At 52.2% G+C, this 17,792-nt stretch carries 13 protein-coding genes; 8 read left to right on the forward strand and 5 right to left on the reverse strand.

From position 1 onward, the window contains the following. The first annotated feature begins 65 nt into the window (after nt 1-65). Both B2R17_RS00740 and B2R17_RS00745 read left to right on the forward strand, forming a co-directional pair. The gene (locus tag B2R17_RS00740; protein WP_286762441.1) at nt 66-8,468 is read left to right on the forward strand and encodes a hypothetical protein; all 8,403 of its coding nucleotides are present in this window, start codon (nt 66-68) and stop codon (nt 8,466-8,468) included. A 15-nt stretch (nt 8,469-8,483) separates the two neighbouring features. Further along, complete coding sequence (locus B2R17_RS00745; protein ID WP_099262836.1) at nt 8,484-9,011, forward strand: hypothetical protein; 528 nt, start codon at nt 8,484-8,486, stop codon at nt 9,009-9,011. Nucleotides 9,012-9,055: 44 nt separating this feature from the next. Here B2R17_RS00745 and B2R17_RS00750 read toward each other — a convergent pair whose 3' ends face one another. Both B2R17_RS00750 and B2R17_RS00755 read right to left on the reverse strand, forming a co-directional pair. Further along, nucleotides 9,056-9,259 carry a hypothetical protein gene (locus B2R17_RS00750; protein ID WP_233215519.1) on the reverse strand — a complete coding sequence of 68 codons (204 nt, stop codon included), beginning with the start codon at nt 9,257-9,259 and terminating at the stop codon, nt 9,056-9,058. Continuing rightward, nucleotides 9,238-9,510, reverse strand: coding sequence for an ISAs1 family transposase (locus B2R17_RS00755; protein WP_349676976.1), 273 nt, complete (start codon nt 9,508-9,510; stop codon nt 9,238-9,240). The genes B2R17_RS00750 and B2R17_RS00755 overlap by 22 nt, the downstream gene beginning before the upstream one ends. 371 nt (nt 9,511-9,881) lie before the next feature. Between B2R17_RS00755 and B2R17_RS00760 the strand changes: the two genes are divergently transcribed. The 4 genes from B2R17_RS00760 (at nt 9,882) to B2R17_RS00765 (ending at nt 12,623) form a co-directional block, all read left to right on the forward strand. After that, on the forward strand, nt 9,882-10,487 hold the full coding sequence (locus tag B2R17_RS00760; RefSeq protein ID WP_286762442.1) for a hypothetical protein: 606 nt from the start codon (nt 9,882-9,884) through the stop codon (nt 10,485-10,487). A gap of 260 nt (nt 10,488-10,747) precedes the next feature. After that, nucleotides 10,748-11,401 (forward strand): AHH domain-containing protein, encoded by a 654-nt coding sequence (locus B2R17_RS28245; protein WP_414707197.1) that lies wholly within the window; start codon nt 10,748-10,750, stop codon nt 11,399-11,401. 185 nt (nt 11,402-11,586) lie between these two features. Then, complete coding sequence (locus B2R17_RS28250; RefSeq protein ID WP_390175942.1) at nt 11,587-12,000, forward strand: imm11 family protein; 414 nt, start codon at nt 11,587-11,589, stop codon at nt 11,998-12,000. Next, nucleotides 11,997-12,623: a hypothetical protein gene (locus B2R17_RS00765; protein ID WP_286762443.1), complete on the forward strand. Its 627-nt coding sequence runs from the start codon at nt 11,997-11,999 to the stop codon at nt 12,621-12,623. The genes B2R17_RS28250 and B2R17_RS00765 overlap by 4 nt, the downstream gene beginning before the upstream one ends. A 163-nt stretch (nt 12,624-12,786) precedes the next feature. Here B2R17_RS00765 and B2R17_RS00770 read toward each other — a convergent pair whose 3' ends face one another. The 3 genes from B2R17_RS00770 to B2R17_RS00780 all read right to left on the reverse strand — a co-directional run bounded on the left by B2R17_RS00770 (nt 12,787) and on the right by B2R17_RS00780 (nt 16,744). Beyond that, nucleotides 12,787-13,956, reverse strand: a complete 1,170-nt coding sequence (locus B2R17_RS00770; RefSeq protein WP_286762492.1) for a glycosyltransferase — start codon at nt 13,954-13,956, stop codon at nt 12,787-12,789. A 78-nt stretch (nt 13,957-14,034) separates the two neighbouring features. Continuing rightward, nucleotides 14,035-15,096: a glycosyltransferase family 2 protein gene (locus B2R17_RS00775; RefSeq protein ID WP_286762444.1), complete on the reverse strand. Its 1,062-nt coding sequence runs from the start codon at nt 15,094-15,096 to the stop codon at nt 14,035-14,037. 937 nt (nt 15,097-16,033) lie between these two features. Next, nucleotides 16,034-16,744, reverse strand: a complete 711-nt coding sequence (locus B2R17_RS00780; RefSeq protein WP_349676975.1) for an ankyrin repeat domain-containing protein — start codon at nt 16,742-16,744, stop codon at nt 16,034-16,036. A 148-nt stretch (nt 16,745-16,892) separates the two neighbouring features. Between B2R17_RS00780 and parA the strand changes: the two genes are divergently transcribed. Both parA and B2R17_RS00790 read left to right on the forward strand, forming a co-directional pair. After that, nucleotides 16,893-17,513, forward strand: coding sequence for a ParA family partition ATPase (parA, locus tag B2R17_RS00785; protein WP_339886989.1), 621 nt, complete (start codon nt 16,893-16,895; stop codon nt 17,511-17,513). Next, nucleotides 17,510-17,764 carry a plasmid partition protein ParG gene (locus B2R17_RS00790; protein ID WP_286762447.1) on the forward strand — a complete coding sequence of 85 codons (255 nt, stop codon included), beginning with the start codon at nt 17,510-17,512 and terminating at the stop codon, nt 17,762-17,764. The genes parA and B2R17_RS00790 overlap by 4 nt, the downstream gene beginning before the upstream one ends. Nucleotides 17,765-17,792 lie beyond the last annotated feature (28 nt).

Genomic DNA, 17,792 nt, shown 5'->3' on the forward strand with positions numbered 1-17,792 from the left:
TCCCCGTCCAGCTAGTTACGGGGCTTTGCACCGGCTTTCCTGTCCAATCTTCGAAATGGTCAATAATGAAATCAACTCCATCGTCGTGGCGTTTGGTTCTGGCAAAACTCGGTTTCCGCTTGACCTATCGCGAAGTCAAGCAAAAGCGACCAGCCGCTCGAGTCGTCGGTGAACGGCTTGAAGAGCGGAAGGTGATGGATGCGGAAGGTATCCCGATGGGGATAGTCGGAAGTTTGAGACCAACAATCGAAACGACGGACCAAGCGCAAGAGTCCACTTTCGAAGGTGGATACGAACCAATCGCAGCATTGGATGGCTTTGCGAGAGAGTCATTCAGTGCGAACCGTCGTTTCCAGCCGCACCTCAACGCTACGGACCAGAGCTTAGCGGACCCAGACAACTCAGTTGTAACCATTTCCGCCAGCGGCCAATCCTATCAAATCGACGACCACTGGACCTGGGTCATAGATGTTGACTACCCGACGGTAGACACTTGGACCTACAGCGAGCTGTTCATATATAGCTATGATGGATCGGCAGCATGGACGGACGCGGATGGCACCACAAACCAGTCTGATATCTCTGGCGAATATCGATACCAGTTTACAGCAAGCGGCGATGTCTCACTCGATAACGCCACTTACCATTTGCTGGAAACCCGAGAAGCATTTTCTGAGCTGGACTGGGCGTTCAGCGACACCTTCACCAACGGCTTTGGAAGCGGCACAGAATACCGCAACGGCGACGAAGAACAGGAAGACAACTTCCGACTTTCCGTCAATGGCACTCGCACAGTTGACGCTTTCAATTCCATCACAAAGGACGAAGATTACGACTATGACCTAGACGGCTATGTTGACTCACTAATCTGGACAACGACGACCACGCCGATCTGGGGCGGTACGGAGACATTCCAGACGACGGACGACAGTTACCTCAACTGGGAATACGATTCGGATATTGACCGCATCGATGTAGATGGAACCACGACATTCGACGAGGACTTCTACTACGACCTCGACATCGACCTCTACGACACAGACGTCGACTCCGAAATCTACACACGCTCAACGGCAACTGGTGGAGTTACCGAGAATAAATTCCTGGACAACAGCATCACAGACGCCGCGTTTGTTCAGACAGATTTCTCCTTGGATGGCGAACGGCATATTGACGAATACTCTGCAGTCGATGGCGAAAGCTTGGCCGACTACCGTTTCGAACGCACCGACGACATCACTGTGGCTCGCACTGAATGGGTGCAGACAATCGACAAGGCAATCGTCGGGCTTGATGCTGTATCAAAGACAACGGGAAGCTCTCCTTCGCTCACCACCACCACATTGGTTCGAACATCGGTTGGCGACCGTCGCTTTGGTGACAAGCATGACGACTTCAAGGCGACCTTCGGCACAACCCTTGAATCGGACTCAACATGGACCACTAGCTCCATCAGCAACACCAAAATTGACGACAAGAGCGAGGCAGGTAGTGTCTCCTCGATGACAAGCAGCTACACGAGCAGTTCATCCGGCGTCAGCAATCAAGATCAGCTGACCAGCGGAACTCACTCGCGCGTCGCGCAAACATTCACCACGACCGGCGCAAGCTCCATGAGCTTCAGCTCCATCGGCGGCGGCATGCATACTGGCTACTCAAAATCCCAAGCAACGCACTCATCATCGACCCCAACTGAAACGTCGTACGCAACTGTAAGCGAAAACCAGTACGACAACGGCACCACTTCCTGGAACACGAAAGGCTGGAGCACCGGCACACTACAGACCGACGGCTCATGGGATGTCGACAAAGGCGAGAGCTATATCAACACGAGCTCCGGAAACACAAAGTACGACACGAAATCCCACGGAAAGAGCACGAGCGTCTCAACTCCTGCGTCTGGCGTGACCGAAACGATTGAGAAGGACGGCAATGACACGTCGAACGGCCAAACCTTCTACATTGGATCAGCCAACGGCAGCCAATCCACCATCGGCGGAGTCTTCACATCGAACGATTACAGCAAACTCGATCGTTTTGGCAAGGACAAAAGCACAAGCACGTCCACCTCCGATTTTACGCGTGTTGACACTCGCACTTCCGGCACCGTCACAAACTCGACGAGCCACTCAACCTTCAACTCAGTCACAAATTCGAAGTCAAAAGCCACGACAGTTGAAACAAAGTCGAATTCAGACGGGCACACCAAAGCTTGGGACGTTTTCGATGAGACAACCGATGGCACAACTGTTAGCCACACGACCACCGACGGAAAATCAAACACCCAAGATATCCAAACAAACTTCTACTCGACTACGGACGTTGAAAACGAGTCGAAAAGAGACGAGACGAACGTTTGGAAGAACGTCGCTAAACACGATTGGAAAGACGATTCGCAAATTGGGAAAAGCGGTTTCGAGTCGGTCGTGCTTGACACAGCTGGGACGTATACCCTTAGCGGCTCACTTGATAAGTCCTCTCATACCCAGGACACACGAACCGCCGGCCTCGTTCGAATATCTGACTCCAAATCGTTAACCAGTTGGAAAGGCAACGGAACGTCTACGGGACTTGATCAAGAAAAAACAACTGTCTCGATCGGCTCCGCAACCGTCATAGAAAAGTCAAGTGACTCAACATCCAAAGACTCTGGCACGAATCTATCGCAGTCAGAAACGGTCAGCACGATTGACGGGACCGAAGTCCTAAGCCCTGGAGTCACTCGCGAAACGCATTCAAAGTCAAACTTTGTCGATGATCGCGATGGGAAATTCATCACCAATGCATCCGATTCTCAAACCAGCAAGACAGTAGGAGCAACGACAACCAAGACCGCCCACTCCTATTTCGATAACTCGGAAAAGGGAGACCGTAAATGGTCCAGGGACGATGAAGGCACAGTCACCGACATCAATCGCGGTACAACGAATTTGAAAACGCGGCAAAAAACGGAGTCGAAAGGACACAGCGATTTCGACGGCACCTATGAGCTCTTCTCGATTGCCGAGACTAATCTTTACGCTAACAAGACGACCGACTCATTTTCCAAGTCTGAGTCGACCGACGACGGCCTGACCAAATCTAACTCTGATATCACTGTCACCAGCAAGTCGACCGACGCTCGCCAAGCTCCCGGATATGACATCGACGCGACAAAGGGAACTCCGCAAACGTTCTCGGGAACGGTTGTGACGCAGTCAGGCAAAAACCATACCCTTACTGCCTCGACTGGTTCTCTTTGGACATACAGCCTCGAACAGGAACAAACTAACGTTTCTGGAGCAACAAGTTCAATGAGGCAATCAGATTCGAAGTCAAAGGACAAGAACGACTCGACTTATGTCTACGACAACACAATGAAGTCGAAGACGGTAACCCCCTCCAGTCACGGGCTCACATGGTCCACTGCGTCGGAAGTGAAGCACCTCGAAGGCAAAGACTCTTCGAAATCCAAAGCAACGACCCATGACTTAGTCTTGAACGGAGTTCATACCGCGTACGAGACATCAGAGAGTGATGGAGAAGGCACATCGAAAGAAACCGTCACAACAAAACGTCATCAGGAAGTTAGCGAAGCATCGACGACCGGCGGTTGGACTCGGACGAACAATTCCAAAGCGGATTCGAAGAGCGTCCGTAGCAGTGACGGAAAGTACGATTTCCACACCGAAAGCACTTACGAGTTGTTCGCTGACAGCACGACTGAAACATACGCCAAGTCAAAACGCAACGAATCAGGCAAATACAGCGACAAGACAAAGGACTCGGGGAACGGAACCAAGATCCGATACACCGTCGCAACAAAAGACGGGTCTAGCACGCCACAATTCAAAGAAACGGTCACATACAAATCGAAGTCCAACCGCGACCTGACCGACGTCAAATACAAACAGTGGTCGACGAGTCACGTCGAAGGCTATCGCGACAACACTTCGTACTCGAAGGAGGTTGAAAGCTACAACGAAGGCGGAAAGGTCGTTGACAACTCAAAACGCAATACGACCATGGATGTTGCAGACTATGGGCACACCAAAAGCCATATCGATCAAACGCAGGATGGCAAATCCGAGGCAATTCTCAACCAGTCGGGCACTTTTACCGCGTCAACATTTACCTCATCTGTCCTGGTGTCAGGTATCACGCCGAACACGGTGTCAACCAATAAGTACAACGAAACATCCACGGTAACGCTTGCAGAGAATTCGTCTGAATACAATGGCGAAAGCTTCGACTACAAGTACAGCGACACCAAAGGAATGCTCACTTACACCAAGACCGATGGAAACGAGAAGTCTACCGGGACCGGAACTGCGTCATCCAACTATTTTGTGTCGACAATCAATGGCACAACCACGGAAGACCGAACGGACAAACTGAAAGTAAGCGGCAATTTCACTTGGGGCGATCACTCGAAGTCAACGCTGACACGAGATGACTCCACCACTGGTGGATACGGAGGTGGCTATGGTGGCGGCTCATCGGGCTATGGAGGCTACGGTGGTTACGGAGGCTACGGCGGATCACCAGCGGGACCAACCGGTCAAAACGTCCAATACGACTGGAAAGTCGTCACAATCAACAACGATGACGGCGGTGGAAAATTCGAGACGATAAGCAACTCACAATTCAATCGTTACGCGGATGGCTCGACGCTGACTGACAAACTTGACAGCCGATCAGAAAGCAAAGGCTCTTCTCTGGGTCACACAAAGGTTGACGGAAAATACACGCAGACGACCACCGACAACGCCACCAGCCACACAATCAAGTCAGTCACGGATGTCGACGACACATCCGATGTAACCACAACCTGGTCCGGCTTCAACTCGACTCATTCGATCGTGGGAAGTGATGGATATAGCAAAGTGGTCGTCCGCGACAAACGCAATGAAACCTCAGTCGTCACTTGGGACGATTCAACCATATCAACCACCAACGGCGATGCCAAAACTCAAGGCCATGCCATCATCACCTCCGAGGGCCACAACAACACCACCTCTGATGGTTCGATCACGTCGACACTCGACCGCGACTGGACAACGACCTCGCTTGACGGATCGTCAGGTGGATACGGAGGCGGTTATGGAGGTGGATACGGAGGTGACAAATCGGGGCACCTTTACACCACCGCCAACGGTGGTGGCAAGGGAACCTGGGACAAGTACCAAGAGAGCAAAACCAATCGGACGATCAGCGGCTTCGCTTACGCGATCAGTGAGATCAAATCCGACAAAGGCAAATCCAACTTCAGTGTTGACCTGACACGCAAACACGACATCAAGGCCGGTGTCCACACGTACAATGCGAAGGTGGGGACACAGACTTACCACAGCGAAGGCAAGCAAACGGAAACCGAAAAACGCTCCACCACAGGTTATGAAACGACCTCGGGCAATGTCAGCGGCGGAACGTTCACGCAGACTGTAACCAAAAACGACTCGACAGACGTCGGTACGATTACGAAGTACGGCACAGATGTGGTTCTCGCTGTCACACACAAAGCCAACGGTGAGACCGACACCAAAGCCACTACCGACACTGAGTTCTCGGAAAAAGGGACGATCCGGACGGAAGATGACAAAACCACGACGCACCGTGTTACTACTTACACGGCAAACAACCGCGTCGTGGATTCGACCACCGTCGTAACGAACAATTCGGTGAAGGAACGGACGGATGGCTGGGTCACCGATGCCGGTAGTAAATCAACCACCACCAAGTTCGACGAAACAACCACTAAGCAGACCGTCTCGGACATCAACACCAGCGACAAATACGGCGCGGATAAGAACCACGATGACAACAAGGATGTCCGCACGGTCACGCACTTCCGTAGCGTCGACAACTCGGGCCCGACGCCCGTCACAAAATACAACTCGACTGTCGTTCATAAGGTGTATGTCGACAACAAGCACACCGGCGAATACGACCGCAAAGACGATATCCAGGAGTTCAGCAACTATTACTATGGATCCAGCAATGGAGACTACCATAAGTACTCTGAAACCGACGTATCGCACACATTCGATACCCGCATTGAAACCCAGACCGCCGGTTCGTCCAAGGTCGAAGTAACGATCGAAAGAGAAGTGTTCCGCGACTTCGATCGCGATGACAAGTACGCCGACAAAGGATCGACGGCTGGGAGCAGCGGCTATGGTGGCTACGGGGGTTATGGTGGCTATGGGGGTTATGGAGGCGGTGGTTCCGGCGGTTACGGAGGCGGCACATGGCACAATGAAGGTTCATACTCGCACAAAATCGACGTCCAACACAAAACCACGGGGGTCGGCGTCTATGACCCGAACTCCAGCGGTGGATATGGCGGCTACGGCGGAGGAGGATCCGGTAGTGGATGGAACTTTGATCAGGGGTATGGCGGTGGCGATCCGAACGGAGGTGCCTTTGACGGCTACACCAATCCACATGTGTCAATGAAGTCATTCACAGGAGACACCAAGCAGTCCTATTCGACCGATATCTCCTACGGCTGGAGCAACACCGGCATTTACGAATACTCCGAAGGCAAGGCCAGCGGAGGCAACTGGCAAAGCTCAGGTGGCAAACTTGACGGTTCATACTCACTCGATAACAAAACGGGCCAAGTGACCTTCAGCGGCACCAATGGCGATCGGTACGCAAGCAACACGTACTCTGGATACGACAACACCGGCACACCATTCAGTGTCACATTACAACTGTCTACCGAAGACTACGTGCCACAGCTTGCCACTTCATGGCAATTCTCCGTCGGTGCCCAGCTAGTAAATAGCGTCAATGACCTGACAACCTGGATCCAGGACACTGGGACTGCGTTTATCAATGAGCTGTACTTGGCAACAGGCGATCCCGGAGGGGCCTGGGACTACTACGAACCCGTCATCATTGATGCGATCGAATCGTACCAAAGCTACGTGAACGGCCAGATTGATGGCTTCCTTGACGTTGTAAATCCATTTGAAGGCCTGGTCGTGTATGGATACGACCTTTCCATCCCGAATCTCGGCGCGATCGAAGGCCACGAATTTTCTTACACGGTGGGCTATGTGCAGGGTGCAGTCGCGGGCGTCGTCGTCCAAATTGGTGTTGGCGTTTTGTCTGGAGGCGCCTCGGCACCGGCTTGTGCCAGTGCAATTGCAAAAGTTGGCCTCGCGGCAGCCCGCGTCTACTCGTTTGTGGACACGGTGGCGGCAGTGGGCCAAGGCATCCAGCAGGCCAACAACCTAGCGACCAACGGTGGCAACATGACCGGCTGGCAGATCGCTGGCAACGTTGCCATGATCGGTCTCAACTTCGCACCCGCCCTGGGAGCCGCCGGAGGTGCGGCCTTGAAGAAACTCAACGGCCCGGACTTCCTGAAGCTCGGCGGCTGCTTTGTCGCCGGCACGAAGGTCCATCTGTCTGCGTTGCCCGTTGCAAAATCAAATCTCGAAATGGCCTATGCCTCCAACGCAAGTGAGCAGTTCAGTTACGACCTTGGAATTGCATGGGAGGCCCCTCAGGCTGAGTCTGCGATCGCTCTCCCGATTGAAGAAGTTCCACTCGGCTCCCGAATCGACACGAAGAACCCAGAAGCCTTCGGCGCCGAGAATCCGATTCCCGACGCACACGAATCAACGTGGCGGCTGCTTTCTGCCGAGATCGAGCGTGAAGATGGAGCAAGGATCGAGGTCGAGCTTCTTCGCCCACTAACGTGGATTGAGGAGCAGGGCTTCCAGGCGGGTGCACACCTTTACCTGCAGCTTGAAGAATTGAATGTTGCCGGCTGGGCAACCATCCGTTCCATTGAATCTTGCCCGCCCCTCTCTGACGGGCACGGCAACCTCGTCACTGGACGCTTCGTCACACGCGGGGCAACCAACCTCGTCGAAGCACTTTTCAGCGACGGAACAGTTGTCAATGGCACAAGCATCCACCCAGTCTGGTCGCTGGACCGGCTCGAATGGGTGCCGCTCGGTGAACTCGAAATCGACGAACGAGTCCATAGCAACGAAGGCCCCTTGAAACTTGTTTCTCGCGTCTTCCATCACCAGCCTACCGATGTTTACAATATCGAAGTTGATTGCGAGCACGTCTACCAGGTCGGTAACTCTGGTATCCTGGTGCACAACAATTGCTATCGAGCACTAGACGCAGACGACCTTGCGAGGTACGCAGCTGGCCAGCGGATCCTACCGAAAGGAGTTGGCGGAACGATCACTGATCACATACAAGGCTATCCGACAAAGTATATTTCAGCGTCACTTGAAGAAAGCGGTGCTGCTTTTTACAAAAGTGGCGCAGGCCTGGTAAAAATTGACATCAAAAAACTGCTTGAGACGGGATCGGGAGTCGTCTCTCACTCAAACGTGCTCCAGCACGTTAAGAGACACGGCCGCGGAATTGACGTTAAGAATGTCCTTCGAGCAAAGGAAATACTTATCACCGGCGGAATCGACCCTCGGGCAATCATAGAATACCTGAATTGAGGGAAGTTAATTCAAATGAGTTCAAATCTTGCAGTCCTGCAGCATCATAGCGGGATCACTCTATTGGAGAATGGAGTACAACCGAGTCTCGCAGAAACGCTCAGACCGTTCAAAGGCTGCAATGAAGAATCGTTTGCAGAATTCATGCAGGCGGCAATCTCCGAATACCGAAACCTGTCCCAACCGTCAGCCATTGACCGCGATCTGATTAGCTCCATGATAGTAATGTGCCAAACACTGAGACTTCTTGGCATCGCGGAACTGAGTCCGATACGAAGAAACGGCCTCGCGACACCAGAGATGCTAAAGCGACTAGAGTTTTGGCTTGAATCAATCGAGTCGTTTCTCTCACACTCATTGAGTAAGAACTCAAAATCAGCTTGCTTGTCACGACTGATCAGCTATTTGTGCCATGGTAGCGTTGAGCGTCCAGAGCTGTACGCGTTTTTGACCGAAGATCTGAAAGAAATTGCGAGAGATAAACATTCGGAATTAGTCGATGAAGCTAATGAAATACTCAGCAAATTCACGAAGGCTACATAATCTCCAGTGACTTCATTACATTGTCAGGGCGATTGCACGGCGAATCACGTGCTGAGAACGACTCTTTCCATGTAGCCGTCGCCCGAACCCGCAGTGAGGCGTTTGTTCTTTGCTCCACACTTGGCTGTTTTCTCTTGTTTCAATAGACCCAATGCGGTTCGCCGCATCGTGTAGAAGTTCTCATCGCCATGCCCCTTGCGGATTCGATATTGGCCTTCGCCGAAGATCACATAAGTTGCCAGTGGCAACTGTTTTCAGTTCCCCAATGCCCACGAACCGCGCTGGCGAAGTCTTCACTAGGCAGCATCTTACTAACGATGTAGTATCGAACCGAGATCTCATCGCCCTTGCGGCGCTCAGTGTTGCTGATTGACATTCCAACGGCTTGGAGTCCCTTCCACCTTGAAACGTCTGGCAGGTCCGCTGAGAGCTCGTAGAAGTAGTAGCTTCGCTCGTCGATTCGACCATGAGTGCGTTCTTCCGTGGTTCTCCGGGGAATTTAGTGGCGAGAAATGAAGAAATTGAGCGAGGAGATTTTTTGACATAAACATTTACAAACTTCGCACAATTGCAAGAGACCCGCGTTTCGAAGGTTTCGGATGGGATCTTCCAGGATTAACCAATCCAAACGACCGAACCTGCGACTTTACAAATTTCTATCCAGAAACCCCTGACTTTAATGTCCCGCGACTGGGAGCTGTCTGGGATCATCCTGAATTCACGTACCAGGAAAACGTAAACCCTTTCAACGACTTCCCTTGTTGCGATTTTCATGTACCAGTTTTCAGCAAACGGGCAACAGCAGCACTCTTTCGCGCCCTTGATCCCAATGGGGAGCTACTTCCGGTAAGATCGAAGTTCGGTGACTATATGGCATACCAAACCCTCACTGTGGTATCTGGTGCTGTCAACCAAGATCGAACGAAAGGTCTGCGACTAAAGAAGAACCCTCACTTTTTTCTCGATATTGAAGAATATCATCTCAAAGAGTCGAAACTGAAAAACCTCTCAACTTTCCGCCTAGCTGAGGACCTATCGACAGTTCTAGTGACTCAAAATTTTGTGGACACTGCAGAGGCAGCCAAGCTTCTTGGTTTCTTCTTCGATCCGATATGGCCACTGGGGGCAAAAGCCCCTGACCCCACGGAACTAAAGGCAAAGTCCCTCGAACGCTCACAGGCAAAGACGCTATTAGTTTGCGTCCCTTCTCAACACCTGGACGAGACTCGCAATGCAATTGCCGAAGCATTGATATTAACCGAACCAAACACCCCCTATCTCGGAGGCTTGGCTGGGGAATTGGCAGACACGGAAGGAACGAAGATTCTCTTGCCTTGCCCAAATCCAAAGAAGCTGCTGACGCACATCACACCCCTGTTGCGTTCCTTACCATGGGGGGAAGAGCTAAGTGCATCAACATATGACAGCCCGTATTGGGATGAAGATGCAATGGAAAAGCCAATTAAGCTTCCTTAGACCAAATCGCTAAACTGATGCAACACTCTCGCTCCCGAATCGACACGAAGACCCCAGAAGCCTTCGGTACCGAGAATCCAATACCCGACGCATACGAATAAACGTGGCGACTGCTTTCTGCCGAGATCGAGCGTGAAGATGGAGCGAGGGTCGAGGTCGAGCTTCTTCGCCCGCTAACGTGGATCGAGGAGCAAGGCTTCCAGACGGGTGCACGCCTTTACCTGCAGCTTGAAGAACTGAATGTTGCCGGCTGGGCAACCATCCGTTCCGTTGAACCTTGCCCGCCACTCTCTGATGGTCACGGCAACCTCGTCACTGGACGCTTCGTCACACGCGGGGCAACCAACCTCGTCGAAGCCACTTTCAGCGACGGAACCATTCTCAATGGCACAAGCATCCACCCTGTCTGGTCCCTGGACCGGTTGGAATGGGTGCCGCTTGGTGAGCTAGAAATCGACGAACAAGTCCATAGCAACGATGGCCCCTTGCAACTTGTTTCTAGCGTTTTCCATCACCAGCCTACCGATGTTTACAATATCGAAGTCGATTGCGAGCACGTCTACCAGGTCGGTAACGCTGGAATTCTGGTGCACAACCAGTATCATCATTTGGTATCGCACTACTCGAATGCGAAGCGAGGCTGGACTAGAAACTGGAGTGAAGAAGGGCGACAAATCCTCGCAAATGCGGACGTAAAACTTCATGGAAAATACAACTTAAGGTACGTCCCCAACCATACTGGACCTCACCCTGAACTTTATCACCAAAGAGTTTTTGAGCGATTGCAAAGCGCGGTGCGAGGACTAACTTCACACACTCCTGCTTACAACAAAGCAGTCCTCGATGAACTCGATAATATATTTGCTAAGCTTAGCGCTGATCCGATTAATGCGTTGAAAGGAATTGGACTATAATGGAACATTCGTTTGCACAGTGGATCCCCGCTTTCCCTGATCACTACAATGATTCTCCCTGGGTTGTCCATTTTAACCGCGACAATCTTTGCGGCCATTGGATGGATGAAGGTAAACGGATCACTAATTGGGATCCAACCTTGACTGCGGTGGCCTCGGACGGCCCAGATGCTTCGCTGGACTTCATGTTCGCAGATCATGCGTGGCCACTATTCTCAAGTCGACTTCAACGACATTTCAACAAGCACTACCCAGAGACTTTTCAATTCCTGCCGTTCGAATTTTCCCCGAAGGACAAGTCCTACATCAACAGAGACTTTGCGGTTGGTCAATGCTTACATCTAGTGGACGGCTTGGACCGAGAACGGACCAGTGTCGACAACGATGACTGGACGCCGCGAGCGAACGGAACGCTAAGAGTAAACTACCCATTCCATGTAATTTATGACCATGTCAAAGACCTACCAGCATTTCGTCTAGTCGGTAGTCCAGTGCAACTATTTGTCCGTGATGATGTTCAAAGATCCATCCTGGATTTCGGTTTCTCTGGTTGCCGATTCGACCCAAACAACCCCATCTGCACCGTCCGGAACGAATGACCAACCCCAACGACGCCGACTCAAACTTCAACATCCAAGAATGGCACGACTACAAAGCTAGACAAATCGAACAATGGATTGGTAAGCAGCATGAACACGTACTGCATTCAATAATCCCATTTCCAGCAGGCGGTGCACTCGACCTGTATCATTTCGACCTCCCCCAGCAGCAGGGAACAGCTGTAGTCACCATGGAGCTGTGTGACGCTCCAGGCAGAGGTCCCTGCAATTCATCATTCGCTGGCTATGAGCTGGCCATGTTCACTCGGGTCCCTTTCGAACCAAATGCAGCCCAAGATAAAACTGCATCAGCTGGGAGTGACTACATCAGATTCACAACAATCCTGAACACACTGGCTCTTCATTGCCTCCAAGTCCCAGTCGAGCGATTCGACACATGCGAATTTTCAGCTGAGACAAACGAGCTCAGAGGCAGCTATTTCGTATTCGACGCTATTAGCCCCGAGTCTACGCCCAATCAATTTGGAATAATGGTCCCATTGGAGATTCTTGCGACCGAATTTGAATTTGCACAACAAGAAGGTGGAAAAGAACTAGTGCGGCTACTTAGACAAAACGGCTACCATCCATTTTCGACAACCAACCGACTCCCAGTCGCCTAACAGCGCGTTGAATGTTGATGTTTCAATGGGCTTCTGACATAGGTCAACAAAAAGAATGAGAACACTCGATATTCTCCGAGTGACGATCGGCAGAAGTTCTTAGGAATGTGATGAAAGCGGAATCAGCCGCTATCCACTTGATGTAGTCTCTGCACCGGCTTGCCTACGATTCATCGACCCACTCAGCGATGCGCTGCCATGAACCCTGCTTGGCTTCGTCAAAGTATGCTTCGGACATCCGCCCTGCGTTTTGATAGTATTTTTCATTCGCGAGAATGTGATTGATTGCTTCACCAAGCTGCGAAACATCCTTGATTGCGAGCTGAATTCCGGCCCCGCTTTCAGCGAGCCGCTGACTTAGTAGCGTCTGCTCTAGCTGCAGCGGGATTGCAACCACCGGAACTCCCGCAATGAGCATCCTGGCGACCATCCCATGGCCTCCATGACAGACCGCCACGTCACAATGAACTGCAACATGATTCATGCAAAGTAGCTCCGTCGAAAATAGCATTGAAGGATACGCCGTCTCGAGATTGACTACATCTTCCTTCCGCAATCCAGGACAAAATACAATGGTGGGAAGCTTAAGGCGGTGGATTTTCAAAATTGCATCCTGGAACCCTTGAAACGGCTTCAGGTAAGCAAAAATCTTTGGCCCGTCGCCGTAGGGCCATTGCGGTTTCTTGCCGTTGTCGTCGACGTCAATCCCGACGTAGCAGGCCGCCTGACGTCGACCAAAGTGGTCGAGTTCGGGATAGGTCCGCAGAAAAACGTCGGCATCACCGTATACCTCTGAAAGATCTCCCAACGGTGGATTCCCAAACCGACCCGCAACAGCGTTCACCATACTAAGAGTTCTTCGCCGTCCTGCCTGCAAGCCTGACTCGTCTGATCGCATCCAAGGACGTATCAGCGGCAAAGGCGTTGGCGGAACCGTAAACCCGGTCCCTGTGACTGCTTTTCGAAAGCCGTATGCGCGTGCAGCAAACATCGCGACGGGACTGTGCTCAAATAAAACCGCATCCGGCTTACAGTGCTCAAAAATTTGAACCCACGCCGAACTCAATGCGTTCAATCCAGGTTCTGTACCGAAACCTATGTTATGTAGCATATGTTCGTAGGTCACCGGAGGATCAATTTCTGGCCTGAACGGCTCAATTCGATGCGGCGATTGGTAATACGAGACAGGAAGCCCTTCAAAGAGGCTTCCTGCCGATACCAGATCACGAACTGCCAAGCAAACTTCATGGCCGCGATCCAGCAGTTTCCCGGCCAGCGTACGAATCGGCGTGAGGTGCCCGAGCCCTCCTCCAAGCTCCCACGTAATCAACACCTTCGTCAAACCTCTACCCTCCACATTGATTAGCCCGCTAATTCGTACTGCAAAAACCCTTACCCGTTCGCCTCTGACCTACGCCCGACCTTCCCATCGAACCGATGTCATCAAACCTGAGTCAATGAGCGAACGGGATGACTCGTATTCAACGCTCATTCCGCACCAAAGCGAAGCTTCCCCCGTTTGGGACAGGTATGCATGGTACTGTCGATACTTCAGCGCCTCGTACGCATGTTCATTTCGCTTGACTTCACGATCAACCAAGCCAGAAAAATCAGCGAGATACTTAAAGTGCAGTAGGGCACCTGTCGGAAGCGATGTGTTTAAAAAGAAGGGGTAGGCAACATGCGGGTTCCAATACCACGTCTCAGCATTCCAAAAAATCAAAGGAACCTTTGCCTGCCATCCTTTATTCACCCCGAAGACCCTCTCTCCTGGGCCGCCAGACCATTTCACGCCTGTTTCTTCTCCGCTGATGTGCACCTGGGATCGCTGATACCCGATCCCATCAAACCAATTGCAACAATCCAGCAACCGTTGCTCGTCTGCTAATTCCGTTTCATGAACCGGATCCTTCGAGTACATCTCCACCATCAGGGCAGGAACGCACTGTCTATTTCGACTTACCAAAAGCTGGCACAGCTCAGGTAGGGACCTGGACTCAAAGCCATCGAAAACAAAATGCTCGTCCGCATCAGACCACAACACCCAACGATTGACACCATAGTGGCGATGGATCAGAGCAGAAATCCATCCAGACCCGCCAACAGATTGCCGGTAACGATTGTCTGTCGAATAGATATCGACATCGGGCTGGTGTTTCAAGTAGTCCAACGTCCCATCTGTCGAGGAGTTGTCGATAATAGCGAATCGCTCGACGCCCAGGCTGCGGTAATGCCGAAGGGTATCCGGGAGTCGCAACATTTCATTGAATACAACCATTGCTACGAGTGGAGTTGCGGGGTCCGGTGGAACGACTTTTTTGCGCACAATACGGAATGAATCTACGTCACGTTTCAGACGAGATCGTTCGGCTTGCAACACCCCCGTGACGTCCTTCTTTTCTTCTTGAACCGCTTGAGACAGCCCGCATTGGAACATCAGATCTGTAGAGCATTTTTCCGGCTGCGATCGCAACTCGTCGAACTCAACGTCAACGGAGAAGTAGCTCTTCAATGCTTGGTCGCGGGTGGCGATAACATTCCGAACGACCTGATCCCGATCGTTCCTCGGCCACCAACGCGTCCCATCGCCTGCCAAAGCATTTTCCCAGGATCGAATCACGTCCTTTTCGCGACGAATGACACGGACAAAGAGAAGTGGTTTCAGCATGGGCAAGTTCCAGGCGGCAGAAATCTCATGAACGAGCATGCACATGCTGGGATGCTTCGCAACGATTGCCGAGTACCCGCCTGCTCTCGCACGACGCGCAGCCCAAATGATCCACCGTCGCAAAACCTGTACTCTCTGTTCAAATGTGCCTAGGTACTGCCATTTGCCTTCGTTTTCATCAAAACACTGAAGACAACAGCGTCGGAGATACTCGCTCTCATGCGTGGTGTAGCCTGTGCGTGCCTCGAAAAAGCTTTCCCCGGCATAGCATCCCAACTTTCGGAATGCACCGGTAACGGCCGAGGTGCCCCCACGGTAGGGCCCAAGAACAGCAATCGGTGTCAATTTCATTAAGCTAATGATCAAGCAGACAACTGGATGTGAATTCGCTAACGATAGCAGAACCCTATCCCTTCCGAGCGGTCAAGCTCTTTCCCTCGAACCTACCGACAAACGATTTACGCTGATCCCCTACCAACTGCAATTCGCACTCAAACCGTTCATCTGACGAAAAGGGCTTGCGGAGTTCGATTGCTCCAAAATTGCCGCAGATGAACGAAGCATTCTCTTCACCCTTCCAATCATGCCTATGGCCCGCTCAACAGCGCGGCGATCAAACAGACCGGACTTTCGTACTTGGCCCTATCATCGCAACCGTAATCAGAAGAGTGGATCTGGAATTGATTTCCTGGACTTCTCCGCCGTTGCCTTAATGGATCGCCAATGCCGCACACTGCGAAGTCTATCTCGGCTCGGACGCGTGGCAATTTAGCCGCTCCGCGAGGGCTAACCGAGTCTCTATTTGGCCGTGAAGCTCGGCTACCCGCAGAACACGTCTGGCAAGTTCGGCGGATTCATGCTTTGGTTTGATTGCCTGCTCGTGATCGAGTAGCAATGTTGCTGCTTCTGTATTGCCGGCCGCTGCGGCCTTGTGGATCGGTGTGTAAAGCTGATTGTTGGTGATCGATGCATCAGCGTTGTGCTTCAGCAACAGCCTGATCATGGTGAGCCGGTTCGCTGCTGATGCCAAGTGCAGCGGGGCGTTGCCGCGGGCATCGGTCACATCGGGATTGGCAGCATTCTCCAGCAGCATGCTTGCCATGAACTCGAGCCCGCCCTTGGTGACGTAGTGAAGGGCCGTGCGTCGAAGGTTACCTCGAGCATCAGGGTTTACCTCCGCTTCGAGCAAGACAGCTAGGAAACCAATGTCACCGGTGCGGGCGGCAAGATGGATCAGATGATCTCCCTTCTTTCCGATTGCCTCGTTCGGATCGGCTCCCAAGGCAAAAAGTCGCCGAGCAAGATCGGGACGCCCCTGTCGCAGAGCAACTTCCAACAAGCACCGACCATTGAGGTCGCGGGCACGCATGGTCGCGCCTCTTCGCATGGCTTCGTTGAAATCTGCAGTGCATCCGCTTTGGATCGCATGGACAAGTTGAAAATCTGGCAACATCGCGTGGCAGACTGCCACGCCGAGCACGCGAGCGCAAGAAATTAATCACGTCGAGATGGTGATACAAAAAGTCGTTGCGCAACGAGAAAAACTCCTGTAACGTGAAGTCGTAACAACGTGCAGCCTCATGCACAGAAATACGACGAACATGATCTACGCATTCCTGAACCAAAAAGGTGGTGTCGGAAAGACGACCCTTTCCATTCACACCGCCGCCGAGCTTTCCAGCCGAGGACGGCGAGTGCTGTTGATCGACGCGGATCCGCAGGGCAGCTCGCTGGGATGGTCGAACCACCGCGAAACGTCCGACTTCACGGTCGTCGGAATGGCCAAAGCAACCATCCACAAAGAGATCGAGAGCTTGGCCCAAGACTACGACGACGTTGTCATCGACGGTCCGCCACGCGTGACTGAACTAGCGAGATCGATCATTCTCGCCGCGGACGTGGTGATCATTCCGCTCCAACCATCGCCCATGGACGTTTGGGCTGCCGCCGAAACGGTTGACTTAGTTCGCGAGGCACAGGTGTTCAATCCTGAGATCAAATGCTGCCTGGCACTGAATCGAAAGATCGCCAACACGGCAATTGGAAGGGATGTACGTGAGGCGTTGAAGGAACTTGATGCGCCAATTCTGAAAAGCGACATCGGTCAACGGGTGGCCTTTGCCGAGGGTGCCGCAAGCGGAACAACGGTCCTGGATCAAAAACGATCAAAAGCAGCGAATGAAATCAAGAGATTCGTCAACGAACTAAGGAGGCTCCCATGAGCAAGAAAATCACCATGACAGCTCGCCCAAAAGCGAAAGCGGAAGTCGACAAATGGGTCGAGACTCGAGAACCGGCCGTAGCGGAAAAACCAGCCGTCAAACCGAAACGTCTGACCATTGACATCGACGCGTCCCTTCACAGACGGCTCAAGATGAGCTGCGTGAACCGAGACATCCAAATCGCGGACTTGATTCGAACGCTCATCGAGAGCGAACTCGATAGTCAAAAACCGCCCAGGCCAGACCGCTAAAACGCAAACGTTCCGAAGTGGATTTCGT

It is taken from the genome of Rhodopirellula sp. UBA1907, assembly GCF_002337565.1.
In the GTDB taxonomy this organism is placed as follows: Bacteria; Planctomycetota; Planctomycetia; order Pirellulales; family Pirellulaceae; genus Rhodopirellula; species Rhodopirellula europaea.

What these genes read in the sequence shown, in the direction of transcription:
- B2R17_RS00740 (WP_286762441.1), top strand. Translation starts at nt 66, where the DNA reads ATGAAATCAACTCCATCGTCGTGGCGTTTGGTTCTGGCAAAACTCGGT.
- B2R17_RS00745 (WP_099262836.1), top strand. Translation starts at nt 8,484, where the DNA reads ATGAGTTCAAATCTTGCAGTCCTGCAGCATCATAGCGGGATCACTCTA.
- B2R17_RS00760 (WP_286762442.1), top strand. Translation starts at nt 9,882, where the DNA reads ATGGCATACCAAACCCTCACTGTGGTATCTGGTGCTGTCAACCAAGAT.
- B2R17_RS28250 (WP_390175942.1), top strand. Translation starts at nt 11,587, where the DNA reads ATGTTCGCAGATCATGCGTGGCCACTATTCTCAAGTCGACTTCAACGA.
- B2R17_RS00765 (WP_286762443.1), top strand. Translation starts at nt 11,997, where the DNA reads ATGACCAACCCCAACGACGCCGACTCAAACTTCAACATCCAAGAATGG.
- B2R17_RS00780 (WP_349676975.1), bottom strand. Translation starts at nt 16,744, where the DNA reads ATGTTGCCAGATTTTCAACTTGTCCATGCGATCCAAAGCGGATGCACT.
- parA (WP_339886989.1), top strand. Translation starts at nt 16,893, where the DNA reads ATGATCTACGCATTCCTGAACCAAAAAGGTGGTGTCGGAAAGACGACC.
- B2R17_RS00790 (WP_286762447.1), top strand. Translation starts at nt 17,510, where the DNA reads ATGAGCAAGAAAATCACCATGACAGCTCGCCCAAAAGCGAAAGCGGAA.